The organism is Janthinobacterium sp. NKUCC06_STL (genome assembly GCF_019345455.1).
GTDB lineage: Bacteria > Pseudomonadota > Gammaproteobacteria > Burkholderiales > Burkholderiaceae_D > Janthinobacterium > Janthinobacterium rivuli.
This window is the reverse complement of record NZ_JAHKQY010000011.1, coordinates 103,172-127,629: the sequence shown is the minus strand read 5'-3', so window position 1 is coordinate 127,629 and position 24,458 is coordinate 103,172. Positions and strand designations below refer to the sequence as shown.

Here is a 24,458-nt window from a genome sequence, read left to right as displayed (position 1 = left end):
GTGCCGTTTTTCTCTTACAAGGCGCGTAGCGCCAGCGGCGAACTGCTGACCGGCGTGATGGAAGGCGCCGACAGCGGCGCCGTGGCCGACCAGTTGATGGCGGGCGGCAGCACGCCCGTCGACATCAGCGCCACCAAACAGACGGTGACGAAGGCCGGCGCCAGCCAGCTGGGCTGGTGGGCCAGGCTGACCGAGAAAAAAGTCACGCCCATGGACGTGCAACTGTTCAGCCGCCAGCTGTACACCCTGCTCAAGGCGGGCGTGCCCATCATGCGCGGCCTGGCCGGCTTGCAGGAGTCCGCCATCAGCCCCGCGTTCGGGCGCATCATCAAGGATGTGCGCGAGTCGCTCGACGCGGGCCGCGAACTGTCGGCCGCCATGGCGCGCCACCCGACCATCTTCACGCCGTTTTATTTGTCGATGGTGCGCGTGGGCGAAATGACGGGGCGCCTCGATGAAGTGTTTTTGCGCCTGTTCAACCACCTGGAATTCGACCGCGACATGCGCGCGCGCGTGAAAACGGCGACGCGCTACCCGACCTTCGTCGTCTTCGCCATGCTGGCCGCCATGGTGGTGGTGAATATCTTCGTCATTCCCCAGTTTGAAAAGGTCTTTGCCAGTTTCCATGCGGAACTGCCCCTGATGACGCGCATCCTGATCGGCACCTCGCGCTTTACGGTGGCGTACTGGCCCCTCCTGCTGATGCTGGGCGCGGGCGGCTTTTTCGGCTGGCGCGCCTGGCTGCGCACGAAAGAGGGCTTGTACAAATGGGACCGCGCCAAGCTGCGCCTGCCGATCGCCGGCAAGATCATCCTGAAAGGCACGATGGCCCGCTTCGCGCGCAGTTTTGCCTTGTCGAGCACGAGCGGCGTGCCCATCGTGCAGGCGCTGACGGTGGTGTCGCAAACGGTCGACAACACGTATTTGAGCGCGCGCGTGGAGCAGATGCGCGACGGCGTCGAGCGGGGCGAAAGCATCTTGCGCACCTCGGTGGCGGCCAACGTGTTTACGCCCGTGGTGCTGCAGATGATCGCCGTGGGCGAGGAGTCCGGTTCGCTCGATGACCTGATGGACGAGATCGCCGACATGTACGAGCGCGAAGTCGATTACGAGCTGAAAACCCTGTCGGCGCAGATCGAGCCGATTTTGATCGTCTTCCTCGGCGCCATGGTGCTGGTGCTGGCGCTGGGCATCTTCCTGCCGATCTGGGACCTGGGCCGGGCGGCCCTGCACTGATGAGAAAACCGCTCCGCCAGCGCGGTTTCACCCTGTTCGAGCTGGCGGTGGTGGCGGGCGTGTTCGCCATCCTGATGGCCGTTTTCTTGAACCGGGTCAGCTATTACCAGCAGCAGGCGCAGCAGGTGGCCGTGGCGCAGATGCTGGGCGTCCTGCGCACCAGTTTGCGGGTGCAGGTGCTGCACTTGTACCTGGCCGACCGGCGCGACCAGTTGCCGGCGCTGGCACGGCAAAACCCGTTCGACTGGCTGGTCGACAAGCCGGCCAACTACCTGGGCGAGTTCGCGCATCCGGATCTTGAAAAATTGCAAGCCGGGAACTGGTTGTACGATAAAAAAGAGCAAAAAATCATCTATTTGTTTAGTAATGGCAATATTTTTCCCGCTAAAGGGGTTGAGTCAGTGAAATTTAAGGTAACCTTGCCACGAGCAGACGCCGATCTTGACAAGCTTGCCCAGGAACCCGATATCGTGGTGTGGAAATCGCCGGACTCGGTAGCAAACTGAGGCGCTTTCTGGTCCGGTGCGGCGACAGTTTCATGGCGTTGGTTTTGATGTTTTTATTTGATTTTGGAGAAAGCAAGAATGAACAAGTCTTTACGTAGTATGAAAAGCGGCGCCCAGGCAGGTTTCACCCTGATCGAACTGATCGTCGTCATCGTGATCCTCGGCATCCTGGCCGCCACGGCGATTCCTAAATTTATCGACATGTCGACCGATGCGCGCGTGGCCAAGATGCAGGCGGCCGCTGGCGCCGTCAAGGCGGGCGCGGCCCTGTATCATGCCCAGTGGCTGGTCGGCGGCGCGGTTGCCGATGCTTCAGGTGTTACCAGCGCGAAGATGGAAGGCAAGGATATCGCAGGTATTTATGGCTATCCGACTGCTGATACCATCATCGATGCGGCTGGCCTGACCGACCCAGACTACAAGTTCGCAGGTGGTGTCGTGAAGCCCGATGCAACCCGCGCGACATGCACGGTAACGTACGTTGCTCCGACCAAGGCAGGTGACGCGCCGAAGATTACGGTCGAAGCAAGCACCACGACCTGCAATTAATATCTGAGCACTCTGCAAGGAAAGTCAGGCCACGCCCGGCCTTCCTTGCGCACCACCAGCCCAACCCCAGGCGCCAGCCCGTTGGGCTTTTTTACGGGCCATCCATTGCAGCAGCCACCGACAGCTTTTCCGCATCGCCACGCAGGGCCGCTACGCCCCCTGCCGCGTACGGCTGCGCGCGGCTTCACCTTGATCGAACTGGTGGCCGTGCTGGTGCTGGCGGGCTTGCTGGCGACCTTTGCCGTCAACCGGTTTTTCCAGCGCGACACGTTTGACGCGCGCGGTTTTGCCGACCAGGTGACGAATATCGTGCGCTACGGGCAAAAGCTTGCGGTGGCGCAAAACCGTGCCGTGTTTGTCCGCATCGACGCCAACAAGGTGGCCCTGTGCTTCGACACCGGCTGCAGCGATGAGCAGAAGGTGGTGCCGCCCACGGGCAGCAACAGCGGCAGCAAGGAAACGTTGCAGCATTGCTTGGGTAGCAATTGGCTGTGCGAAGGCCGTCCTTCCGGTGTGACCATGTCCACCGATCCCGTCAAGTCGGCAAGTTTTTATTTCGACGCGCTGGGCCAGCCATATGCGCTGACCAATGTGTTTCCTGACGCATCGACCTTCCCTGGCCCGCTGCAAATCAGCATCCAGAGCAACGGCCTGACGCGCACCGTCACGGTTGAAGGGGAGACGGGCTATGTCCATTAGCCAGCATCGCCGGCGCGAGCGCGGCGTGACCTTGATCGAACTGGTGCTGTTCATCGTCATCGTCGGCCTGGCATCGGCCGCCATTCTCGGCGTAATGAGCCTGACGACAAAGCACAGCGCCGATCCGCAATTGCGCAAGCAGGCGCTGGCGATTGCCGAAGGCATGCTGGAAGAAATCCAGCTGGCGCGGTTTACCTATTGCGACCCGCAAGACCCGGCTGCGCAAACGGCGACCAGCCCGGCCGGCTGCACCGTCCCGGAAGGGCCGGGGGAAGAAGCGAACGGCGTGGGGCGGCCTTTCGACAACGTCAACGATTACGTGAGCGCGTATGGCGCGGCCACGGAGTACAAGACGGATGCGCAGGGCGCCGTCTGGGCTGCAGGCTCCGCCAAGGCATACGTTGCCTCTGTGGTTATCACCCAGGCAGCCCTGAACGGCTTGCCCGCCACGGAAGGTCTGCGTATCCAGGTGACGGTGCCATATGCCGACCAGCAGATCGTGCTTGACGGCTATCGCGTGCGCTACGCGCCGAACAGTATCCCATGAAAAAATTCCTCAATCCCCGGCGCCTTGCGCGCGGCTTTACCCTCGTCGAGCTGGTCATCGTGATCGTCATCACGGGCATCATCGGCGCCATGGTCGCCGTCTTCATCCGCGTGCCCGTGCAAGGCTATATGGATGTCGCGGCGCGCGCGGTACTGGCCGACACGGCCGATACGGCGGCGCGCCGCCTGACGCGCGACGTGCGCCTGGCACTGCCCAACAGCGTGCGCGTGTCGAACGACGGCCTGTTCCTGGAATTGCTGCTGACCAAGACGGGCGGGCGCTACCTGAGCGACAGCGATGCGGCCGCGCCGGGCAATGTGCTGAGCTTTGATACCCCTCCCGACCCCAGCCTTCCATTGACCTTCACCGTCGTCGGCGCCATGCCCGCCAATGCGCTGGGCGCGCGCCAGGCGATCAACGTGGGCGACCAGATCGTCGTCTACAACCTGGGCACGGAGTACGCGCCGAACAATGCCTATGCCTGCAGCGCGGCGAATGGCTGCAACCGCGCGGCCGTAACGGGCGTGTCCGGTAGTGTCGTCACGCTCGGCAGCTATCCTTTCACGACGGCGCCGGCGCCGCTGCCGTCGCCATCGAACCGCTTCCAGGTGGTGTCGACGCCCGTCACCTATGCGTGCGATCTGGGGACCGGCACGCTGACCCGTTACGCCGGCTATGCCATCCAGGCCACCCAGCCGGTTGTGGCTGGCAGCGAGCCATTGTTGGCGGCGAAGGGTGCCCAGCTGGCGCGCCAGGTGACGGCTTGCCGTTTCAGCTATGGCATTTTGGCCAATGTGCAGCGGGGCCTGGTGAATATCGACCTGAGCCTGGGTGCGGCGAACAGCAATACGGGCGTGCTGCGCCTGGTGCAACAGGTGCAGGCGCGGAATACGCCATGACGCGCTTGTTGCGCTACCGTGCACGCCGCATGCGCGGTTTCAGCCTTGTCACGGCCATTTTCCTGCTGGTGGTGCTGGCCGCGCTGGCGGCCGTGATGGTGAATATTTCCACCTTCCAGCAGAAGGAATCGGCGATGGACGTGCAGGGCGTGCGCGCCGAGCAGGCTGCCCGCGCCGGCCTGGAATGGGGTTTGCAGAAACAGATCAGTGCGGGCCTGACCACCGGCGCGGCATGCATCGGCGGTACCACGTTCAGCTTGCCGGCGGGCACGACACTATCGGCGTTCAGCGTCACCGTGCAATGCAGCGCGGCCACGGCGCCCGCTACCTTGACCAGCTGGACCATCACGGCCACGGCGTGCAATCAGCCGGCCTCGGTCGAGCCGCGCTGTCCGAACGCGGGAAATAACGCCGATTACGTCCAGCGCCGTTTGCAAGCCGTGCTGTCGCAGTAAGGTCAACTGCGTGCAAAAAAGATCGCTAATTTATTGTTTTTACACAATAAAGTTGGCTTCATGAATTAAAATTGGCTGGATGCATACACTGCGCGACAAGATCGGGCAGGCACTTACACTGGATAGTTCGCATGGGTTTATTCGCAAGAGCAAAGAAGTACGATGGATGGCTGGCCACGGCGTTTGGCCGCGAAGGCGTCAGCGCTGTCGTTGTCGAACGTCCCGCCGACGGCATGCCGCGCGTGCGGGGCGCCAGCTACCAGGCGGCTGCGCGGCCGGCGCCGGCCGAGGTGCTGGAAAAACTGGGCAAGGAACTGCAGGCGACCGCGCGCCACTGCACCAGCGTGCTGGCCGGCGGCGAATACCAGTTGCTGTCGCTGGAAGCGCCGGCCGTGCCGCGCGAGGAACTGAAAACGGCCGTGGGCTGGCGCTTGAAGGACATGCTGGACTTCCCCCTGGCCGAGGCCACCATCGACGTGTTCGACATCCCCGGCGACCCGAACGGCACCCAGCGGGGCAGCAGCGTGTTTGCCGTCGCGGCGCGCAACAGTGCCGTGTCGCGCCGCCAGGCGCAGTACGCCGAATGCAAGATCGGCCTGTCCGTGATCGATATCCCCGAGATGGCGCAACGCAATATCGCCACCTTGCTGGAAACGCCGGGACGCGGCATCGCCGTGCTGTTTTTCGATGGCGACGGCGGCTTGCTGACCATGAGCTTCAATGGCGAGCTGTACCAGGCGCGCCGCATCGATGTGACCCTGACGCAATTGCAGTCGCCCGACGCCAGCCAGTATTACGACCGCGTCACCCTGGAACTGCAGCGCTCGTTCGACCACTTTGACCGCCAGTTCCATTTCATTTCGCTGGCCCGTCTGATGCTGATGACGGGTGCCAGCGATGGCTTGCACGCGTATCTGGCCGACAATCTCTACATGCCGGTCGAGCAGCTGGACCTGGCCACGGTGCTGGACCTGTCGCAGGCCGCCGAGCTGCGCGACCCCGCCATGCAGGCGCGCTACTTCCTGGCCATCGGCGCCGCCTTGCGCGAGCTTGGCCAGCACCCGGGCAAGCACGAAGGGAAGGGCGCATGAGCCAGCAGATCAATCTGTTCAATCCCCAGTTTGAACTGAAAAAACACCATATGTCGGCGCGCACGGCCGGCCTGGGCCTGGGCGGCCTGGCGCTGGTCTTGCTGGCCGTGGGCGTGCTGGCTCAGCAGGCAATGGCCAGCCTGGAGCAGCGCGAAGCGGGCGTCAAGGCAGCGCTGGCGCAAGGCGAGGCGAAGCGTGACCAGATCTTGCGCGATTTTCCGCCACGCAAGAAAGATCCGGCCCTGGCGCAGGAACTGGCGGCCGTCGAGGCGCAGCGCCAGTTGCTGCAGGATGCGTCTGGCGTGCTGGCAAGCGGCAAGCTGGGCAATACCCTCGGCTATGCCGGTTATTTTCGCGCGCTGGCGCAGGCCAGGGTCGAGGGCGTATGGCTGACGGGCGTGGATATCGCCGGCGCCGGCAATGACTTCGGCTTGCAGGGCCGCGCCTTGCACGCGTCGCTGCTGCCCGCCTACATCACGCGCCTGGGCCAGCAGGAAGTGTTGAAAGGCAAGAGCTTCGCCAGCCTCGACATCGGCCAGCCCCAGCCCCCGGCTGTGGCCGAGGGCAAGGCGCCCAGCCTGCCTTATGTAGCGTTCAGCCTGCAGTCGGCCGACCGCGCGGCCGGGCCAGCCGCGCCGGCAAAACCTGTTGCCGGAGGAACACGCTGATGCTGCCCTTGCTGAAAAAATGGGCCACGGCCTTCGACGCCCTCAGCCTGCGCGAGCGGCTGATGGTGTTCGGCGCCGGTGCGGCCGCCGTCCTGTTCGTGTTTTATTTCATGAGCTTTAATCCCCTGCTGGCGAAACGCGCCGCGCTGGAGGCGAGTATTGCGCAAAAACAAAGCCTGTTGACGGCCACCGACAAGGAAATCGAGCTGACCATGCTGGCCCACGCCACCGATCCCGACCAGGAAGCGCGTGCGCGCCTGGTGGCACTGCAGGCGGAAACGGCATCGCTGGCGCAGGCGCTGCGCGAGAAGCAGCACGGCCTGGTGGCGCCCGAGCGCATGGTGACCTTGCTGGAACACTTGCTGCGCCAGCACGCCGGACTGCGTGTGGTGTCGCTGAAAACCTTGCCCGCCAGCGCCGTGGGTGCGCGCCAGGCCGATGCCGCGAACGGCGATGCGGCGGCCAAGGCGGCGGCGCCAGCGCCCCTGCTGCATCAGCATGGCGTGGAAGTGGTGCTGCAAGGCAGTTATGCCGACATGGTGCAATACATGCAGGCGCTGCAAGCGATGCCGACGCGCGTCTTCTGGGGCGCCGCCCACCTGGACGCCGCCAGCTACCCGAACGCCACCTTGACCCTGACCTTACATACCCTCAGCATGGACGATACATGGATCGCACTTTGACCGTTGGCCGCGCGCTGCCGGCGCTTTCCCTGGCGCTGGGGTTGACGCTGCACCTGGCATGGCCGGGCGCGCAGGCGCAGGCGCTCGATGATCCGACGCGCCCGCCGGCAGCCCTGTGGGCGCCCGCCAGTACCGCGCCCGCCGCCGCGGCCCGGCCGCAGCTGCAGTCGGTGCTCATCTCCACCCAGCCGGGCGGACGCCGCCTGGCCGTCATCGATGGCCAGACGGTCAGGGTCGGCAGCAAGGTGGGCGGCGCCGTGGTGACGGAAATCCGCGACACGGCCGTATTGTTGCGGCGTGGCAAATCACTGGAAACCTTCAAGCTGTACCCGAGCAGCAAGACCGATAACAAGGCCGATCGCAAGACCGATAGCAAGACCGGCAGCAAGCAGGAGTAGAAGAAGTGGCCAAGCAACTCAATCAACACAAGGCGAGCATGTTCAAGATCAGTACGATGGCGGCTGTCATCAGCGTCAGCCTGGGCCTGGGCGGCTGCAATGTCGCGCCCGTCAAGCGCGATACCTATAATGCGATCACCGACGCCGTCAAGGGCGCGGCGGCCACCACGGCGCCAGCGGCCCAGCCGGACGCCGTGGAAGCGGCGCTGCTGCCGCCCGTGGCGGCCCTGGCCCAGCAATTGCCGAAGGCCCGCGCCGCGCTTGACGAGCGCTTCAACGTGGCTTTCAACAATGTGCCGGCGCGCCAGTTCTTCACTTCCATCGTGGCCGGTACGCGCTACAACATGCTGGTTCATCCCGACATCGGCGGCACGATTTCCGCCAACCTGAAGGACGTGACCCTGTTCCAGGCGCTCGACGCCGTGCGCGAACTGTATGGCTACGACTACAAGGTCGAGGGCACGCAGATCTACATCAAGCCCCTGACCATGCAGACGCGTTTGTTCCACGTCAATTATCTGACGGGCGCGCGCCGCGGCAGTTCCAACCTGCGCGTGTCGTCGACGTCGGTCGGTTCGGTCGGTTCGACCAACTCGGGCGGTTCGGGCAATAGCGGCAATAGCGGTAATAACAACCAGGGCAACAATAACGAGCAGAACCAGCAAACGAATAGCGGCCAGGGCGGCCGCACGCTGGACAGCAGCAACCTGACCACCTCGTCGACGGCGGATTTCTGGCCGGAATTGAAAGCGGCGCTGGAAGCCATCGTGGGCAGCACCGAAGGCGGCCGGCAAGTGGTGCTCAGCCCGCAGTCGGGCGTGATCGTCATCCGCGCCATGCCGGACGAGTTGCGCAATGTCGACATGTATTTGAAGGCCACGCAGCTGTCCGTCGACCGCCAGGTGATCCTGGAAGCGAAAATCCTCGAAGTCGAACTCAACAACAACACGCAGACGGGCATCAACTGGGCCTCGTTCGCCTCGATCAAGAGCGGCCACACGAACCGCATCTCGACGGGCTTCATCCAGCCGGGCGGCAGCCTGGCGCCGCTGCCGTTCAACGGCGGCCAGCCGCCCAACATGACGAATGGCAATGGCTTGACGGCCAGCAGCGGCTTCGGCCTCAGCTCGGCGGCGAACGCGGCCGGTTCCATGTTCGGCCTGGCTTTCCAGACGGCCAATTTCGCGGCCATGATTTCCTTCCTGGAATCGCAAGGCTCCGTACACGTGCTGTCGAGCCCGCGTATCGCCACCATGAACAACCAGAAGGCCGTGCTGAAGATCGGCACGGACGAGTTTTACGTGACGGGCGTGTCGACCACGACGAATACGACGGCCAGCGGCGCGACGACCAGTCCCAACGTGACCTTGCAGCCGTTCTTTTCCGGCGTGGTGCTGGATGTGACGCCGCAGATCGATGCGGATGGCAACATCATCCTGCACGTGCACCCGTCCGTCAGCCAGGTGTCGACCATCAGCAAGGAGATCGACCTGGGCAGCGCCGGTTCGCTGAAACTGCCACTGGCCGCGTCCAGCACGTCCGAAATGGACAGCATGGTGCGCAGCCAGGATGGCCGCATCGTCGCCATCGGCGGGCTGATGCGCCAGGCCACCACGGCGGATCGCTCGCAAGTGCCGGGCGCGGGCGATATTCCCGTGCTGGGCGCGCTGTTCCGCAACACGGGGCAGGTGATCCAGAAGCGCGAGCTGGTGGTGCTGATCAAGCCGACTATCGTCGACGGCGCCAATAGCTGGAACGAGGACTTGCTCGATTCGGGCAAGCGCATCGAGGCGCTCGACCCGCGCCGTCCGTCGGAGCGGCGCTAAATGTACCAGGCCCATTTCGGCTTGCGCGAGGCGCCGTTCGGCCTCACGCCCGATACCAGTTTCTTTTTCAACGGCCCGCAGTCGCAAAAGGCGCTCAACACCTTGCTGGTGGCGGCGCGCAATGGCGAGGGCTTCATCAAGATCACTGGCGAGGTGGGCACTGGTAAAACCTTTTTGTGCCGCAAGTTCATGCAATCGTTGGGACCGGACTTCGTCACGGCCTACATCCCGAATCCGAACTTGCCGCCCCGTTCGCTGATCCTGGCGCTGGCCGATGACCTCGATGTGCTGCTGGAGAAAGATGCGGATCAGCATCAATTGCTCAAATCCCTCAACTTGCGCCTGCTCAACCTGGCGGCGCAGGGCAAGCGCGTGCTGCTGTGCCTGGACGAGGCGCAGGCGATACCCGTCGACAGCCTCGAAGCCTTGCGTTTGCTGACGAACCTGGAAACGGAAAAGCGCAAGCTGCTGCAAATCGTGCTGTTCGGCCAGCCGGAACTGGACGTCAAGCTGGCCCTGCCGGAAATCCGCCAGCTGGCGCAGCGCATCACCTTTCACTACCACCTGGGTCCGTTGTCGCGCGACGACGTGGATTTTTATGTAGCGCACCGCCTGCGTGTGGCCGGTTTCGATGGCGCGCGCCTGTTCAGCCGTCGTGGCGTGGGCAAGCTGTACCAGGCTTCCGGCGGCATCCCGCGCCTGATCAACATCATGGCGCACAAGGCGCTGATGGTGGCGTATGGCGAAGGGCGGCAGCAAGTGAGCGGACGCCACGTGGCGCTGGCCGCCAGCGACACCCTGGCCAGCAATCCGCGCCGCTTGTGGCAACGGCCGTGGCCGTGGCTGGCCGGTGCCGGCGTGCTGGCTGCCGCCTGCGGCGCGAGCTGGACTTTATTGAACCGATGACGAAGATGAGCCTGTAGATGAGCCTGATTAACAAGATGTTGCAAGACCTCGATGCCCGCGGCACCCCCGATGGACGCGGCGACGCGGCCGGCATCCGTTCCGTGCCCGAACGCGAGCGGGGCGTCTCGCGCGCGCTGGTCTTCGGCGGCGCGGCCGGCCTGACGGCCGCCGCCATCGCCCTGGGCTGGGTCTACCTGAAGCGCCCGGCCGTGCCGCCCGTGCTGGTCAATGTGGCTAGCACGCCGGTGTTGCTTCCAGTATCGGCGCCCGTGCCTGCGGCCGTTGCTCCCGTGCCAGTGGTGGTCGCCGCAGCGGCACCCGTCGTGGCGGCGGAACCCGAACCCGTGTTCCAGGCCGAGGAGACGGTCGCGCCAGCCAGGCTGCGTGCCGCCGAGATGCGCCGCATCACGGAACAACCCGCCAAGCGTGCCGTCGCGCCCGTGGTGAAAACGCCGGTACTGGCCGCCAGCGAGCGCATCATCGATGGAAAACAAGTCACGCCGCAGCAGCGCGTGGAGAATGAATACCGGCGCGCGCTGGCGCAGTTGCAGGATGGCCGCGTGTCTGACGCCATGCTGGCCTTGCAGCAGACCCTGCAGCTGGATCCGCGCCACCAGGGCGCGCGCGAAACCCTGGTGCGCCTGCTGCTGGAAGCGCAGCGCCCCGACGAAGCAGCGCGCCAGTTGCAACTGAGTCTGGCGCTGGACCCGAAACAGCCGGCGCAAGCGATGATGCTGGCCCGTTTGCAGCTGGACAAGCCCAACGGCGGCGCGGTTGCCCTCGATACCCTGACGCGCAGCCTGCCGTACGCCAGCGACAGCGGCGAATACCATGCCTTCCTGGCTGGCGTGCTGCAGCGCGAGCAGCGCTACCGCGAAGCGGCCGACCACTATCAGCTGGCTCTGCAGACGGCGCCCGACAACAGCGTCTGGTGGATGGGTCTCGGCATCGCCTTGCAGACGGACAACCATCCTGCCCAGGCGCGCCAGGCGTTCGAGCGGGCCAAGGGCTTGCAAACCCTGTCGCCGCAATTGCAGGCGTTTGTCGAACGCAAGCTGGTGCAGCTGACGGCGGCTGCGGCGAAGTAAATTTACCTCAATGAAAGAAACAGCTTGAAGCCTTTCAGCCTGCTCATCGTCCTGTGCTGCCTGGCCGTCAGCGCCCAGGCCGCCCCTGCCAGCTACGTTCTTGAGAATACCGAAGTGCGCGACATCCGGGCGCAAGCCCTGAAGCGCGATTACCAGGTATATGTCGCCTTGCCCGATTCTTATCGGCAGGGCAATAAACGCTATCCGGTGCTGTTCGTCGTGGACGCCAATTACTCGTTCCCCATCGTGCGCAATATCGCGCAGCGCCTGAACAAGCATGCGGGGATGGAAGAAGTGGTCGTGGTGGGATTGTCGTACGCCAATGGCGATGGCGGGGTGTACAGCCGCCGCCGCGATTACACGCCCACCACGCCGCGCAAGCATGATTACCGCTCGGACATGCCGGGGCGGCAGCCGGCGTTCGGCGAAGCGAAGGCGTATGCCCAGTTCATCTCGGGCGAGGTGTTTCCCTTTATTTCGCAACAGTATCGCGTGAACATGCAGCGCAAGGTGTTTATCGGCCATTCCTACGGCAGCCTGCTGGGTCTGCAATTTTTGCTGACGCAACCGCGCACCTTCGAGCACTACATCCTCGGCAGCCCGTCGCTGTGGTACGACGCCGGCGTCATGTTTGACCGCGAACAGGCGTATGCGGCCAGCCACAAGGACTTGCCGGCGTCCGTGTTCTTCGGCATCGGCGGCCTGGAAAAGCTGGCGGCAGGCAAGAAGCGTTCGCGTTCGGAGGACGAGGCTGACATGCTGGCCGACTTGCGCGAATTCGATGGGAAGTTGAAATCGCGCAAGTTCCCCGGCTTGACAACCCGCTTGCGCGTCTTCGAGGATGAAGATCACGCGAGCGTGTTTCCTTTCGTGCTCACGCATGGCTTGCGGGCGTACCTGACGTCGGCAAAATGAGGGGTGCTCAGGGGCGCATCAGTGCCGGCATGATCAGCTTGGTCAGCAATTTTTCGCTGAGTCCATGGGCATCGCGCACCTGGAAGTTGGTCGTGGTGATGACGACCACGGCATCGAGTTCCGGCAATACGAGCACTTTATTGCCGCCCGAACCCGCCATGCCATAGCTTTGCACCGTGCGGCCATTCGCCGTGAACGGTTGCAGCCACCACAGGTAACCATAGTCCATGCCTTCGCGCGCGTTGGCATGCGGCGCGATCGAGCGCCTGACCCAGTCGACCGGCATCACCTGCTGGCCATTCCAGCGCCCGCCGTCGAGGTAGAGCTGGCCAAGCTTCATCAGGTCCACGCTGCGCAGCTGCAAGCCGCCGCCCGTCATGGCGCTGCCCTTGGGCTGGAATTGCCATTTCACCTTGTCGATGCCCAGCGGCTTGAACAGGTTGGCGGCCGCAAAGTCCGGCACGCGCTGGCCGCTCACTTTTTCAAGCAGCGGTCCCAGCAGGGTGACGCCGGCCGTGCAATAGCTCCAGGCGCGGCCATATGGCGATTGCTCGGGGCGGGGCTGCCATTCGGGAAAGCCGCGGATCGGCAGGTCCGCCACGAAGCGGCTCCAGTCTTCCACCAGATACATGCGCTCTTCGTTGCCGCGCGAATGCTGGTTGTCGTCGTCGCATTCGAGCAGCGAGCTCATGGTCAGGAAATCCTCGACCGTGATCTTGTCCTTGCGCGGGTCGGCATGGGCCAACGGGCGCAGTTCCGGAAAATAGGGCAGGACGGGAGTGTCGGTGCGCAAGAGCTTGCGCTCGATGGCCAGGCCGACCAGCATGCCCGCCACCGTCTTGCCAACCGAGCGCGTGTTGCGCAGGCTTTCCGCGCCGTCCTTGTCGAAGTAGTGTTCGTAGAGCAGCTTGCCATGCTGTGCCACCACGACGCTGGTGATCTGCTTGAAGTCGCCCGCTTCGATGGCGGTGGTAACGCCGTCCAGTTCGCCCGCGTGGACGCTGCTGCCGAAGGCCAGAAGAAGGGGTAAATATCGCAACATGGTGTACTCCTGAGTTGGAAAAGTTCAGTCTAGTCTTGCAATCCGGGCATTGTCTTGGACGTTTGAAACATTTGGCGTCGATAGTTGCTGGGCGTCATGCCGTAGCGGGCCTGGAAGGCGCGGCTCATGTGGCTCTGGTCGGCGAAGCCCACGCTCAGCGCCACCTCGGCCATGCTCAGTTCCGGGCGGCGCAGCAGGCCGCTGGCCTGGTCGACGCGGCGCCAGCGCAGCAGGTCGCCCGGCGAACAGCCCCAGGCCTGGCGAAACACGCGGGCCAGGTGCACGGGATGCACGCCCAGGGCGGCGGCCACGTCGGCGATGCGCAGATGCGTGTCATTGGCCAGGTCCATCACGGCTTCATAAGCCTGGTGGGCCCAGCCGGGCAGGGATGGGCGCGCCTGCCGGGGCGTCTTGTGCAGGCTGGCCAGCATGTCCCATGCGCCCGCTTCGAGCAGGGCGCCATCGCCGCCGCGGCCAATTTCGCGCGCCAGCCGGAAAGCGGCGGCCGCGCTGGCCGTATCGCGCAACACGCTGGCGCACTCCTGGGCCGCATGCAATTCCTCGGCGCCCGCCAGCAGGGCAGGGTCAAGCGATACCGTCATGAAACTGCCCTTGCCATCGACGAAGCGGTCGCGGTGCGTCGTGCCGGCAGGATTGAATACGAGAGTGGGCGAAGGCGCGCGCGGCGGGGCGTGCAGGGCGCTGGAAATATACGTGCCGGACAGAACGAAGACGAAGTGGGCGTCGTCATGCCGGTGCGTTTCGACTTCATCCTCGCCACGCGTGGCCTGCAGGCGGCGGATATCGAACATGCTGCCGCGCGCGCCGTGATGCACGTCGCCATAGAACTGGCCGGACTTGAACTGGAGTGGAGTGGTCATGTCGGCATGGTATGTGCGGCTGCCCCCACGGGCGAGCGCGGAACGACGAACAGCGCCGGGGGCAGGATGAACGGTCGATTCGGGGGAATGCGCGGGATGCGGGACGGCGCCATCAAGCCGGCTACACGCGTCCTCGAAATGGCGTTTCAATCCCCCAATCAAGCCGTTTGTCGCAATGGCATGCGCCGGAAAGGGCAATCGGATAGCATACAGTGGGCTCCCTCATGATGAGTTTGCCCGCAAGCGAGTGTTCGATACTGGCGCTGCCGCAGGAATCAACGGACGCTTCTCAATGACTTCGACCAGGATGACTACGCATGAAATTGACTCTTCCACACCTTCTTTCCACCTGCCTGCTTGGCGCCTTCGGCGTGATCGGTAGCGCGAACGCGGCTTCCGGCGACGCCGAACTGGTGGCTCTGGTGCAGCGCCACGCGCAGGCGCAGAATAATTTTGATCAGCTTGCCTTGAAAGCCACGACGGCCGAGAATTATGTGGAAATATCGCCGGTCGGCGAGGTGGACGGGCGCGAAAAAATGCTCTCCTTTTATGCGCCAGAGCAGAAGCGGCCGAGCCCTCAACTCCAGTTCGATGAGCCAGTGGTGCGGCTGTTTGGCGATACGGCGCTCATTTCGGCGCGGCTGTCCTACCGACTCAATCAGGAAGCGGGTGCCCGCACCTTCGCCCTGCGCGCCGGCTATGTGGCTCGGCTTGTCGACAAGCAATGGCTGCTGGTCAGCGCGCAGTACACGGGCATCCGTCCGCCGAAACCGTAAGCTGGCATTTTCCCGGCCTGGCGCCGGCCTTGCCCTGGCGGCCTACAACCGCGCCTCGTCGCCCCACACATTGCGCATGCTGAAGCGCACGCCCGCATCATCTTCATGCAGCGACGAGACGATGGCGAACTGGCTGTCGCCCGTGTCGCGCGGCGTCATCTGCGCCAGCTCGGCGGCGGCCAGCGGCGCGCCCAGCGCATCGCTGAGCGGATGCACGTGGCCGGCGCCCCGTTGCGTCACCACCCCCAGTTCGCCGCTGCGCAGGCGCACCAATGTTCCGGGCGGATACTTGCCCAGCAGATTGACGAACTGTTCTCCCAGCAGCGGGTCGATGGGCACGCCCTGGTCGAGGAAGATGTGCTGCAGCGCCTGGTCGGGCACGATGGAGCGCCGGTAGTTGCGCGCGGAAACGCGGGCGCAATAGCGGTCGGCCAGGCCGATCAGCTTGGCATTTTGCAGGATTTCATCGGCCGTGCGCCCCTGCGGGTAGCCGCTGCCGTCGTCGTTTTCGTGGTGCAAGAGCACACAGCTCAGCCATTCCTCGTCGTCGACACCGGCGCAGCGCAGCAGTTCCGTGCTTTCCTGCGGATGCAGACGCACGATGCGCATTTCTTCGTCGTTCAGGGGGCCGCGCCGGTCCTGGAAGCTGTCGTGGTGGCGCAGCATGCCCACGTTCATCGTCAGCGCGGCCGCACCGATCAACAACAGTTCATCGTGGGGCTTGTGCATGCTGCGGCCCACCAGCATGGCCAGCAAGGCCGTTTCGATGCAGTGGCGCACGGCGTAGCTGCCGGCGATCTGGTTGAGCAGGATGCTGGCCAGGGCGATATCGGCATCGTGTTCCAGCGCGCGCAGCAATTCGCGGGCGATGTCGCGCACGTCGCGCTCGGCATTGTTTTCGCTGCGCAAGGCCAGCAGCAGCCGTTCCAGGCGCTGCGCCGCCTCATTGAGCAGGCGCAAGACGGATGGCTGCTCCGGCGCGCCCACGTACAGGCCCAGCTGCAGCAAACGGCCCAGTTGCGCACCGTCCGTGATGATCTGTCCCTTGCGCAGTTGCGGGCCGGCACTATGGTCAGCCAAAAACAGATCCCAGGGCAGGGGTTCGCCGGGAACCAGATCGGCCGGGCCGATGCGACGCTGTACCATCTGTCATCCTTTGCCCCGCCGCAGCGAAGCCATGTTTAGTGCTCGGTTATATGCTGCGCAGGCGCTCCAGCGCCAGGCGCAAGGTCTCGTCTTTCTTGGCAAAGCAGAAGCGCACGATGCCCGACTCCTTGCCCTGCGCGTAAAACGCGGAGACAGGGATGGCCGCCACCTTGATTTCCGTCGTCAGCCATTCGGCGAACTGCGCTTCGGTCTCTTGCGAAATGGCATCGTAGCGTACGCACTGGAAATACGTGCCGTCGGCAGGCAGCAGGGTAAAACGGCTGCCCGCCAGGCCGTCGCGGAACAGGTCGCGCTTGCGCTGGTAAAACGCGGGCAAATCCAGATAGGGCTGCGGCTCGGCCATGTAGCCGGCCAGGCCGTGCTGCATCGGCGTATTGACGCTAAACACATTGTACTGGTGCACCTTGCGGAACTCCGCCGTCATGGAGGCTGGCGCGGCGACATAGCCGATTTTCCAGCCCGTCACGTGATACGTCTTGCCGAAGCTGGAAACGATGAAGCTGCGCGCCGCCAGTTCCGGGTTGCGGCTCAATGAAGCGTGCGGCACGCCGTCGTACACCATGTGTTCGTAGACTTCGTCGGAGAGTATCAAAATTTGCGTGCCGCGCACGATGTCGGCCAGCGCGGCCACGTCGGCGGGACGCAAGATCGTGCCCGTCGGATTGTGCGGCGTGTTGATGATGATCAAACGCGTCTTGCTGCTGACGGCCGCGGCTAGCTTGTCCCACGGCACGCTGTAACCGTGTTCACCCACCTCCATGGCCACCAGCACGGGCACGCCGCCAGCCAGGGCGATGGCGGGCAGATAGCTGTCGTAGGCCGGTTCGATGACGATGACTTCGTCGCCCGGATGCACGCAGCACAAAATGGCCGTGGTCAGCGCCTGCGTGGCGCCGGCCGTGACGGTGATTTCCGTGCCGGCGTCATAGCCGTGGCCGTACAAGCTGGCGATTTTCGCGGCAATTGCCTCGCGCAGGGGCGCGGCGCCCGTCATCATCGGATACTGGTTGTGGCCGGCGCGCATGGCGTCGCTGACGAGTTCGACCAGCGCCGGATCGCAATCGAAATCGGGAAAACCCTGGCCCAGGTTGACGGCGCCATGCTGGGCCGCCAGGCTGGACATGCGGGTAAACACGGTGGTGCCCACAAGAGGCAGGCGCGAGGTCAGGGTGGGAGTCAGATGGGGCAGGGACGGGCTGTTCATGAACGGTAGGGGCGCGGTGCGGAAAGTAGAATCGTGTCCCATTCTAGCGCAGCGCGCCCCCTTGCGTGCAGGGCTTTGGCGGCTCAGCCTGGCAAGGCCCAGCCTTCCGGCACCATGATCTTGAACATGCCGGCCTTGGCCGTCTTGCGGGCCAGTTTCAGCAGCGCCTTGTCCTTGGTGATGAGGATGTCGGCGTTGGCGTCGCGCGCCAGTTCGAGGAATTTCTGGTCATCCTTGTCCGTGCAGACGGGCAGGCGCACGTTGGAAGCGAAAGGGGCCACGACCGTGATGTGGGCGTCGAAGCGGGCGGCGGCAACGGCGCGGCTCGCTTCATCGAGCGGCAAATGTTTGTAATGCAGCACGACCAGATATTCCGCGCGGCAATCTTCGCGCGTGATGGCATGCACGGCGCCGCTTTCCATGGCCGCCAGCAGGCCCGCCCAGCGCGGGTCGTTAAAGACGAACAGGTCGAGGCAAACGTTGGTGTCGAGGACGAGTTTTTGTGGAGCAGGTATCATGTCGGCAATTCTATTCTGTAGTGATAATTTATGTTGATCGTGCTTTCGCCCGCCAAGAGTCTCGACCTGGAGACGCCGCCAACAACCTCGTTGCACAGCACCCCCGATTTTCTCGACCATTCCGCCCAGCTCATCGAACGCATGCGCCAGTTTTCCCCTAGCGAAGTGGGCAGCCTGATGGGCATTTCCGACGCCTTGTCGGCCCTCAATGTGGCCCGCTATGCGTCGTGGACGCCACAGTTGTCGGAAGCGCGCCAGGCTATCATGGCCTTCAATGGCGACGTGTATGCCGGTTTCGAGGCGCGCAGCCTGCAGCCGGCCCAGCTCGACTATGCCCAGTCGCGCGTGCGCATTTTATCCGGCCTGTACGGCTTGCTGCGTCCGCTGGACTTGATTCACCCGCACCGCCTGGAAATGGGCACGCGGTTGTCGACCACGCGTGGCAAGGATTTGTATGCGTTCTGGGGCGACACCATCACCAACGGCCTGAACCGCGCGGCCAAGGAGCAGGGCGCGCAAGTGCTGGTCAACCTTGCTTCCGAAGAATATTTCAAATCCGTCAAGCCGCGCCAGCTGGACGTGCCCGTCATCGCGCCCGTGTTCGAGGACTGGAAGAATGGCAAGTATAAAATCATCTCGTTCTACGCCAAACGCGCGCGCGGCATGCTGGCCCGCTATGCGGCCGTCAACCAGATCCGCGATCCGCAACAGCTGAAGCAGTTCGATGTCGACGGTTACGGTTTCGTGCCGGAAGCGTCGAACGACAAGAGCTGGGTGTTCCGGCGCAAGGTAGGCGAATAAGTAAAAAAACCGGAGCAAGCTCCGGTTTTTTTCATTTTACTGCCAGAATTTCCACCACTTGCGTTCCTTGTTCACCCCTTCCGGGCTGAGGAATGCCGTGTCCGGATAGTTCTTGGTCAGCACGCGCAAGGCGTCGTCGCGCAGGTCGGTCAAGCCCAGCTTGTCATACGAGCGGTACATGATGAACAGCGCTTCTTCGATGGCCGGCGAGGCACGGAAGTCGCTGACCGTCGTTTGCGCGCGGTTGGCGGCGGCCAGGAAGGCGCCGCGGCGGAAGTAATAGCGCGCCACGTGCACTTCGTATTTCGCCATGGCATCGATCAAATAGTTCATGCGGGCCAACGAATCGGGCGCATATTTACTATTCGGGAACTTGTCGACCAGTTGCTTGAAGGCCGCAAACGCTTCGCGCGTGGCTTTCGGGTCGCGCTCGGTCGGATCTTGCTCGTACAGGAAGTTCAGGAAGCTGATCTGGTCATTAAAGCTGATCAGGCCACGCAAGTAGTACATATAGTCGACATTGGCGTGGTTCGGATGCAACTTGATGAAGCGTTCGACGGCAGCCAGTGCCTGCGCCTGGTCTCCCGCCTTATAATACGCGTAAGCGATCTCCATCTGCGCTTGCAGAGCATAGTTGCCGAAAGGATAGTTAGCCTCCAGCTTCTGGAACAGGCCGATTGCAGCTTCATAGTGCTGCCCGGCCATTTCTTCACGCGCCTCCGAGTATAATTTCGTAACGGACCAGTTTTTGGTCTCATCCACTTTTTCAGGCAACAAGCTGCAAGCGGACATGCCGAGCAGAACGACTGAAGCGACTACCAACGATAATTTTTTTTGCATGACGTTTTGCAAGAAGGTTTTAACCAAGATTTTACAATAGGCTGATTATAGCCGATGGGAATGCTGTGATATTAACTCCGAAGCCTAATTTGGCTGACCCCGCGTTTGACTCCCTTTCTGACCATGTTGCCGAAGAGGCGTTTGACGGCGATTTTGCCGCCGACGACGTCTTCGAGGAAATGGCCCCGATTACATTGGAACTGACGCCGGACGCCTGCGGCCACCGCCTCGATAAAGTCATCGCCCAGCTGGTGCCGCAATACTCGCGCAGCCGCTTGCAATTGTGGCTGGAAGCCGGTTTCGTGACCGTCGATGGAAAAGTTGCCAAACGCAACATGACCGCCTATGGCGACGAGAAGATCGTCATTCTGCCGCAAAGCGCGCCGGAAGACGAGGCTTTTAAGCCGGAAGCGATGGAATTGAACATCGTGCACGAAGATGAGCATATCATCGTCATCAACAAACCGGCCGGACTGGTCGTGCATCCGGGCCCCGGCAACTGGTCTGGCACCCTGCTCAACGGCTTGCTGCACCACTGCCCGCAACTGGCCGGCGTGCCGCGCGCCGGCATCGTGCACCGCCTGGACAAGGATACGAGCGGCCTGATGGTGGTCGGCAAGACCCTCGCTTCGCAAACGGACCTGGTGCGCCAGTTGCAGGCGCGCACCGTCAAGCGCGAGTATTTCGCGCTCGTGTGGGGCACGCCGAAAATGGCGGGCACCATCGACGCGTCCATCGCGCGCCACCCGCGTGACCGGGTCAAGATGGCCGTCTCGGAAAACTTTACGGCCAAGCCTGCCATCACGCACTATGAATTGATCGGCAGCGGCGAACTCGACCGCCGTCCCGTGAGCCTGATGCAATGCCGTCTGGAAACAGGGCGCACGCACCAGATCCGCGTGCATATGCAGCATCTGGGCTTCGCGCTGGTCGGCGACCATGTATATGGCAAGCAGCACCTCGTGACCGTGTTCTCGCGCCAGGCACTGCAGGCGCGCCGCCTGGGTCTCGTGCATCCGGGCACGCTGGAAGCGTGCGAATGGATCGTGCCGCTGGCAGATGATTTCGCGCAACTGATCGCCACGGCCGGCATTCCCGAGCCGGAACAGGTCTGATGACGTCGCCGTTGCCTTGCCTAGTACCCGATTGGCCCGGCTTGCCCGCGAACGTGGGCGCGCTGGCGACCGTGCGCGCGGGCGGCGTCAGCCAGGAACCATATGGTGACGGGCAGGGCGGCGGTGGCTTGAATCTGGGCACGCACGTGGGCGACGAGCCCGCGCACGTGGCCGCCAACCGGGCGCGGCTGGCGGCTATCTTGCCTGCCGAGCCGGCCTGGCTGTCGCAGGTGCATGGCGTGGTTGTGGCCGATGCTGGCAAGCTGGACGGCCATGTGCCGGACGCCGATGCCAGCGTGGCAACACAGTCTGGCGCCGTGTGCGTGGTGATGACGGCCGATTGCCTGCCGGTACTGTTCTGTTCGACGGATGGCCTCGTTGTCGGTGCGGCCCACGCGGGCTGGCGCGGCCTGGCCAATGGCGTCTTGCAGTGCACGGTGGCCAGCATGCGGTCGCAAGGTGCGACGGACATCCTCGCCTGGCTGGGGCCGGCCATTGGTCCGCAGCAATTCGAAGTGGGGCAAGACGTGCTGCAAGCGTTCCGCGACGGCGCGCGCGATGAGGCGGAACGGCAAGTGTTGAGCGCTTCTTTCGCCGCCATCGCAGGCAAGCCGGGCAAATACCTGGCCGACATGTATGCGCTGGCGCGCACCATGCTGCTGCGCGATGGCGTGGCGCAAGTGGCGGGCGGGGAATATTGCACCGTCAGCGATGCGGCGCAGTTTTACTCGTACCGACGCGATGGCGTCACGGGAAGACAGGCCAGTTTGATCTGGCGCAAATAATCTGCACGGCAGACACTTATGTGTCTGCCGTTTTTGTTTTATCGTCTGCTGAGGCAAGTGCGCGGGCTTTTAGCTCGGCCTTGCGTTTGCGTCTCCGCGAGCCCGTCAGATAGAATAGGATGGACAGGGGGATGACGCAGTACAGCACGAAGGTCATCACCCCGGCGACGATGGACGGTTCCGTCAGCGCCATGAGGCCGACGACATAGATCCAGGCAACAGCGGTCATGAGCATCATCGGTATTGGCAGTCAGTAAAAGTTTGCATGCAGGTGGCCCGGAAGTAGTTATTTATTAATTCTTGAATGGACTTACATACATCTATGAATATGCCCGATCCTCAAGCAATGACCAAGGAATGGATGGCGCAGATCAGCAATCCTGAGCAGTGGAAGACGTGGTTCAACATGGTACCGCAGCCCCAGGGCAATCCGATTGCCGGCATTTTGCAGGATGCGGGTGCCAGCATCAAGCCGGAAGTGATCGAGCAACTGAAAAATGCCTACGTGGCCAAACTGACGGGCTTGTGGGCTGATTTTATGGCCGGCAAGACGCCGGAGCTGAAAGACCGCCGCTTCGCCGCGCCCGCCTGGCACGCCAGCCCCTTGTCGGCCTTCAATGCGGCAGCTTACCTGCTGAATGCGGAGTTTCTCAGCGCCATGGCCGATGCCGTGGAAGCGACGCCGCACCAGAAGCAAAAGATTGCATTTGCCGTGCAGCAAATCGTCGACGCCATGTCGCCTGCCAACTTTCTCGCGACCAATCCCGACGCCCAGCAAACCCTGATCGAGACCAAGGGCGAGAGCCTGGCCAAGGGCTTGAGCAATATGCTGGCCGACATGCAGAAGGGCCGCATCTCGCAGTCCGACGAGTCGGCCTTCGAAGTGGGCCGCAACGTGGCCACCACGCCGGGCACGGTGGTGTTCGAGAATGCGCTGTTCCAGCTGATCCAGTACACGCCAAGCACCCCCACGGTACACCAGCGGCCGCTGCTGATGGTGCCGCCATGCATCAATAAATTCTATATCCTTGACTTGCAGCCGGAAAATTCGCTCGTGCGCTATGCGGTGGAGCAGGGCAATACCGTGTTTCTGATGTCCTGGCGCAATCCTGACCTGAGCATGCAACACCTGACGTGGGACGATTATGTCGAGCAAGGCGTGATCGAAGCCATCCAGGTCACGCAGGACATTTCCGGCCAGGACAAGCTCAATATGTTCGGCTTTTGCGTGGGCGGCACCATCGTCTCGACGGCGCTGGCCGTGCTCAAGGCGCGCGGCGAGAATCCGGCCGCCAGCCTGACCTTGTTGACCACTTTCCTCGATTTCTGCGACACGGGCGCGCTCGACGTCTTCATCGACGAGCCGCAAGTGGCGCTGCGCGAGCAGTCCCTGGCCAAGGGCGGCCTGATGTCGGGTCGCGACCTGGGCAGCACTTTCTCGAGCCTGCGGCCGAACGACCTCGTGTGGAACTATGTGCAATCGAATTACCTGAAAGGCAAGGAACCGCCCGCGTTCGACTTGCTGTACTGGAATGGCGACGGCACGGGCTTGCCGGGTCCCATGTTCTGCTGGTATCTGCGCAACACTTACCTGGAAAACAGCCTGAAAGTGCCGGGCAAGCTGACGGTGGCCGGGGAAAAGGTCGACCTGAGCAGCATTGACGCGCCCGCTTTCATCTACGGTTCGCGCGAAGACCATATAGTGCCTTGGGGCGCGGCCTACGCCAGCACGGCCTTGCTGAACCCGAAAAAACCGAAAGCCAACCGCTTCATCCTCGGTGCTTCGGGCCATATCGCCGGCGTGATCAATCCTGCCTCGAAGAAAAAGCGCAGTTACTGGAGCAATGATGCAGCTAAAACCGCCCGCACGGCGAAAGCCAAGCCTTTGACTGCCGAGCAATGGATGGAAGGCGCGACCGAGCACGTGGGCAGCTGGTGGCCCGAATGGGCGGCCTTCCTGGCCGAACACGGCGGCGCGCAGGTGAAGGCGCCAGGCAAGCCGGGCAACAAACGCCACGCGGCAATCGAGCCGGCGCCGGGGCGGTATGTTAAAGTCAGGGCGGACTAGTTTACAAAAGCTTCTCGCCAGGCAAGACCGGCGTAATCTCCGGTCTTGTCAGGAATCTACTCTTAGTTGCGTTGCAATAAATATGGGAATCTACTACCCTGATGTGCAATGGAGCCATTTTCCACTCTATAATGGAAAAAGTAGGCAGGTGCGAAAGCGGACCCACGTTCGCTTTTTTTTCGGATTAACTCTGTACGCGCTGCGGCGCAATAAGTGGAACTTGTGATGAGTAGTGCAAAAAAAAGTATAGACCGCCTGATTAAAAAATATCCCAACCGCCGTCTGTATGACACGCAAACCAGTTCCTACATCACCTTGACGGACGTCAAGCAGCTGGTGTTGGACAATGAGGTGTTTACCGTCGTCGATGCCAAATCCAATGAAGATTTGACGCGCAGCATCTTGCTGCAAATCATTTTGGAAGAGGAAGCGAACGGCGCGCCGATGTTCTCGAGCAGCGTGTTGTCGCAGATCATCCGCTACTATGGCCACGCCATGCAGGGCATGATGGGATCCTACCTGGAAAAGAACGTGCAAGCGTTCACCGATATCCAGCACAAATTCACGGGCACGTCGGCCGGCAGTTTCGAAGGCAAGCCATTCAGCCCGGAAATGTGGACCCAGTTCATGAATGTCCAGGGCCCGATGATGCAAGGCATGATGAACAACTACATCGACCAGAGCAAGAGCCTGTTCGTGCAGATGCAGGAACAGATGCAGAGCCAGAGCAAGAACCTGTTCGGCACGTTCCCGTTTGTTCCGCCGGTCCCGCCAACGGACAAAAAATAAGCTGAT

At 62.8% G+C, this 24,458-nt stretch carries 28 protein-coding genes; 21 read left to right on the top strand and 7 right to left on the bottom strand.

Annotated elements, in window-relative coordinates:
- The 15 genes from KO539_RS25820 (at position 1) to KO539_RS25750 (ending at position 12,466) form a co-directional block, all read left to right on the top strand.
- A complete protein-coding gene (locus KO539_RS25820; RefSeq protein WP_219312818.1) occupies positions 1-1,236 on the top strand; it encodes a type II secretion system F family protein in 1,236 nt (411 codons plus the stop codon).
- Entirely contained in the window at positions 1,236-1,742 is a 507-nt protein-coding gene (locus tag KO539_RS25815; RefSeq protein ID WP_219312816.1) for a type II secretion system protein, read from the top strand. The genes KO539_RS25820 and KO539_RS25815 overlap by 1 nt, the downstream gene beginning before the upstream one ends.
- Before the next feature lie 78 nt (positions 1,743-1,820).
- Positions 1,821-2,291 (top strand): type II secretion system protein, encoded by a 471-nt coding sequence (locus tag KO539_RS30625; RefSeq protein WP_281431297.1) that lies wholly within the window; start codon positions 1,821-1,823, stop codon positions 2,289-2,291.
- A 45-nt stretch (positions 2,292-2,336) separates the two neighbouring features.
- On the top strand, positions 2,337-2,990 hold the full coding sequence (locus KO539_RS25805) for a Tfp pilus assembly protein FimT/FimU (protein ID WP_225241662.1): 654 nt from the start codon (positions 2,337-2,339) through the stop codon (positions 2,988-2,990).
- A complete protein-coding gene (locus KO539_RS25800; RefSeq protein WP_219312814.1) occupies positions 2,980-3,537 on the top strand; it encodes a prepilin-type N-terminal cleavage/methylation domain-containing protein in 558 nt (185 codons plus the stop codon). The genes KO539_RS25805 and KO539_RS25800 overlap by 11 nt, the downstream gene beginning before the upstream one ends.
- Entirely contained in the window at positions 3,534-4,436 is a 903-nt protein-coding gene (locus tag KO539_RS25795) for a prepilin-type N-terminal cleavage/methylation domain-containing protein (RefSeq protein WP_219312812.1), read from the top strand. The genes KO539_RS25800 and KO539_RS25795 overlap by 4 nt, the downstream gene beginning before the upstream one ends.
- Positions 4,433-4,891, top strand: a complete 459-nt coding sequence (locus KO539_RS25790; RefSeq protein WP_219312810.1) for an agglutinin biogenesis protein MshP — start codon at positions 4,433-4,435, stop codon at positions 4,889-4,891. The genes KO539_RS25795 and KO539_RS25790 overlap by 4 nt, the downstream gene beginning before the upstream one ends.
- 131 nt (positions 4,892-5,022) lie before the next feature.
- Positions 5,023-5,982 (top strand): agglutinin biogenesis protein MshI, encoded by a 960-nt coding sequence (locus KO539_RS25785; RefSeq protein ID WP_219312808.1) that lies wholly within the window; start codon positions 5,023-5,025, stop codon positions 5,980-5,982.
- The gene (locus tag KO539_RS25780) at positions 5,979-6,650 is read left to right on the top strand and encodes a PilN domain-containing protein (RefSeq protein ID WP_219312807.1); all 672 of its coding nucleotides are present in this window, start codon (positions 5,979-5,981) and stop codon (positions 6,648-6,650) included. The genes KO539_RS25785 and KO539_RS25780 overlap by 4 nt, the downstream gene beginning before the upstream one ends.
- Positions 6,650-7,333: a type II secretion system protein GspM gene (gene gspM, locus KO539_RS25775; RefSeq protein ID WP_219312805.1), complete on the top strand. Its 684-nt coding sequence runs from the start codon at positions 6,650-6,652 to the stop codon at positions 7,331-7,333. Before KO539_RS25780 ends, gspM begins: the two co-directional genes overlap by 1 nt.
- Positions 7,318-7,731 carry an MSHA biogenesis protein MshK gene (locus tag KO539_RS25770; protein WP_257626474.1) on the top strand — a complete coding sequence of 138 codons (414 nt, stop codon included), beginning with the start codon at positions 7,318-7,320 and terminating at the stop codon, positions 7,729-7,731. Before gspM ends, KO539_RS25770 begins: the two co-directional genes overlap by 16 nt.
- A 38-nt stretch (positions 7,732-7,769) precedes the next feature.
- Complete coding sequence (gene mshL, locus KO539_RS25765; protein ID WP_219312803.1) at positions 7,770-9,557, top strand: pilus (MSHA type) biogenesis protein MshL; 1,788 nt, start codon at positions 7,770-7,772, stop codon at positions 9,555-9,557.
- Entirely contained in the window at positions 9,558-10,463 is a 906-nt protein-coding gene (locus KO539_RS25760) for an ExeA family protein (protein WP_219312801.1), read from the top strand.
- A gap of 17 nt (positions 10,464-10,480) precedes the next feature.
- Complete coding sequence (locus tag KO539_RS25755; protein ID WP_257626473.1) at positions 10,481-11,551, top strand: tetratricopeptide repeat protein; 1,071 nt, start codon at positions 10,481-10,483, stop codon at positions 11,549-11,551.
- Between the two features lie 24 nt (positions 11,552-11,575).
- A complete protein-coding gene (locus KO539_RS25750; protein ID WP_219312799.1) occupies positions 11,576-12,466 on the top strand; it encodes an alpha/beta hydrolase in 891 nt (296 codons plus the stop codon).
- A 7-nt stretch (positions 12,467-12,473) separates the two neighbouring features.
- Here KO539_RS25750 and KO539_RS25745 read toward each other — a convergent pair whose 3' ends face one another.
- Together KO539_RS25745 and KO539_RS25740 are read right to left on the bottom strand one after the other, a co-directional pair.
- Positions 12,474-13,508, bottom strand: a complete 1,035-nt coding sequence (locus KO539_RS25745; RefSeq protein WP_219312797.1) for a serine hydrolase — start codon at positions 13,506-13,508, stop codon at positions 12,474-12,476.
- Positions 13,509-13,537: 29 nt separating this feature from the next.
- On the bottom strand, positions 13,538-14,389 hold the full coding sequence (locus tag KO539_RS25740) for a helix-turn-helix transcriptional regulator (RefSeq protein ID WP_051958704.1): 852 nt from the start codon (positions 14,387-14,389) through the stop codon (positions 13,538-13,540).
- A gap of 317 nt (positions 14,390-14,706) precedes the next feature.
- On the opposite strand from KO539_RS25740, the gene KO539_RS25735 reads away from it, so the two are divergent.
- Positions 14,707-15,165 carry a nuclear transport factor 2 family protein gene (locus KO539_RS25735; protein ID WP_219312795.1) on the top strand — a complete coding sequence of 153 codons (459 nt, stop codon included), beginning with the start codon at positions 14,707-14,709 and terminating at the stop codon, positions 15,163-15,165.
- A 42-nt stretch (positions 15,166-15,207) separates the two neighbouring features.
- Here KO539_RS25735 and KO539_RS25730 read toward each other — a convergent pair whose 3' ends face one another.
- From KO539_RS25730 to KO539_RS25720, 3 genes are all read right to left on the bottom strand, one after another.
- Positions 15,208-16,311 carry an HD-GYP domain-containing protein gene (locus KO539_RS25730; RefSeq protein WP_219312793.1) on the bottom strand — a complete coding sequence of 368 codons (1,104 nt, stop codon included), beginning with the start codon at positions 16,309-16,311 and terminating at the stop codon, positions 15,208-15,210.
- A 46-nt stretch (positions 16,312-16,357) separates the two neighbouring features.
- The gene (locus KO539_RS25725) at positions 16,358-17,536 is read right to left on the bottom strand and encodes a pyridoxal phosphate-dependent aminotransferase (protein WP_219312791.1); all 1,179 of its coding nucleotides are present in this window, start codon (positions 17,534-17,536) and stop codon (positions 16,358-16,360) included.
- An 83-nt stretch (positions 17,537-17,619) separates the two neighbouring features.
- Complete coding sequence (locus KO539_RS25720) at positions 17,620-18,054, bottom strand: putative toxin-antitoxin system toxin component, PIN family (RefSeq protein WP_219312789.1); 435 nt, start codon at positions 18,052-18,054, stop codon at positions 17,620-17,622.
- Positions 18,055-18,084: 30 nt separating this feature from the next.
- Between KO539_RS25720 and yaaA the strand changes: the two genes are divergently transcribed.
- On the top strand, positions 18,085-18,855 hold the full coding sequence (yaaA, locus tag KO539_RS25715) for a peroxide stress protein YaaA (RefSeq protein WP_219312788.1): 771 nt from the start codon (positions 18,085-18,087) through the stop codon (positions 18,853-18,855).
- A gap of 36 nt (positions 18,856-18,891) precedes the next feature.
- Here the strand turns inward: yaaA and KO539_RS25710 are convergent, their stop codons facing one another.
- Complete coding sequence (locus KO539_RS25710; protein WP_219312786.1) at positions 18,892-19,695, bottom strand: outer membrane protein assembly factor BamD; 804 nt, start codon at positions 19,693-19,695, stop codon at positions 18,892-18,894.
- 89 nt (positions 19,696-19,784) lie between these two features.
- On the opposite strand from KO539_RS25710, the gene KO539_RS25705 reads away from it, so the two are divergent.
- Positions 19,785-20,810, top strand: a complete 1,026-nt coding sequence (locus KO539_RS25705; RefSeq protein WP_035819654.1) for an RluA family pseudouridine synthase — start codon at positions 19,785-19,787, stop codon at positions 20,808-20,810.
- The gene (gene pgeF / locus KO539_RS25700; protein ID WP_219312784.1) at positions 20,810-21,595 is read left to right on the top strand and encodes a peptidoglycan editing factor PgeF; all 786 of its coding nucleotides are present in this window, start codon (positions 20,810-20,812) and stop codon (positions 21,593-21,595) included. Before KO539_RS25705 ends, pgeF begins: the two co-directional genes overlap by 1 nt.
- Positions 21,596-21,611: 16 nt before the next feature.
- On the opposite strand, the gene KO539_RS25695 is transcribed toward pgeF, so the two are convergent.
- Positions 21,612-21,833, bottom strand: a complete 222-nt coding sequence (locus KO539_RS25695; protein ID WP_307789224.1) for a hypothetical protein — start codon at positions 21,831-21,833, stop codon at positions 21,612-21,614.
- A gap of 108 nt (positions 21,834-21,941) precedes the next feature.
- Here KO539_RS25695 and phaC point away from each other — a divergent pair, with 108 nt between their 5' ends.
- The gene (phaC, locus tag KO539_RS25690; protein ID WP_257626472.1) at positions 21,942-23,663 is read left to right on the top strand and encodes a class I poly(R)-hydroxyalkanoic acid synthase; all 1,722 of its coding nucleotides are present in this window, start codon (positions 21,942-21,944) and stop codon (positions 23,661-23,663) included.
- A gap of 225 nt (positions 23,664-23,888) precedes the next feature.
- Entirely contained in the window at positions 23,889-24,452 is a 564-nt protein-coding gene (gene phaR / locus KO539_RS25685) for a polyhydroxyalkanoate synthesis repressor PhaR (protein WP_010399000.1), read from the top strand.
- Positions 24,453-24,458: the final 6 nt, after the last annotated feature.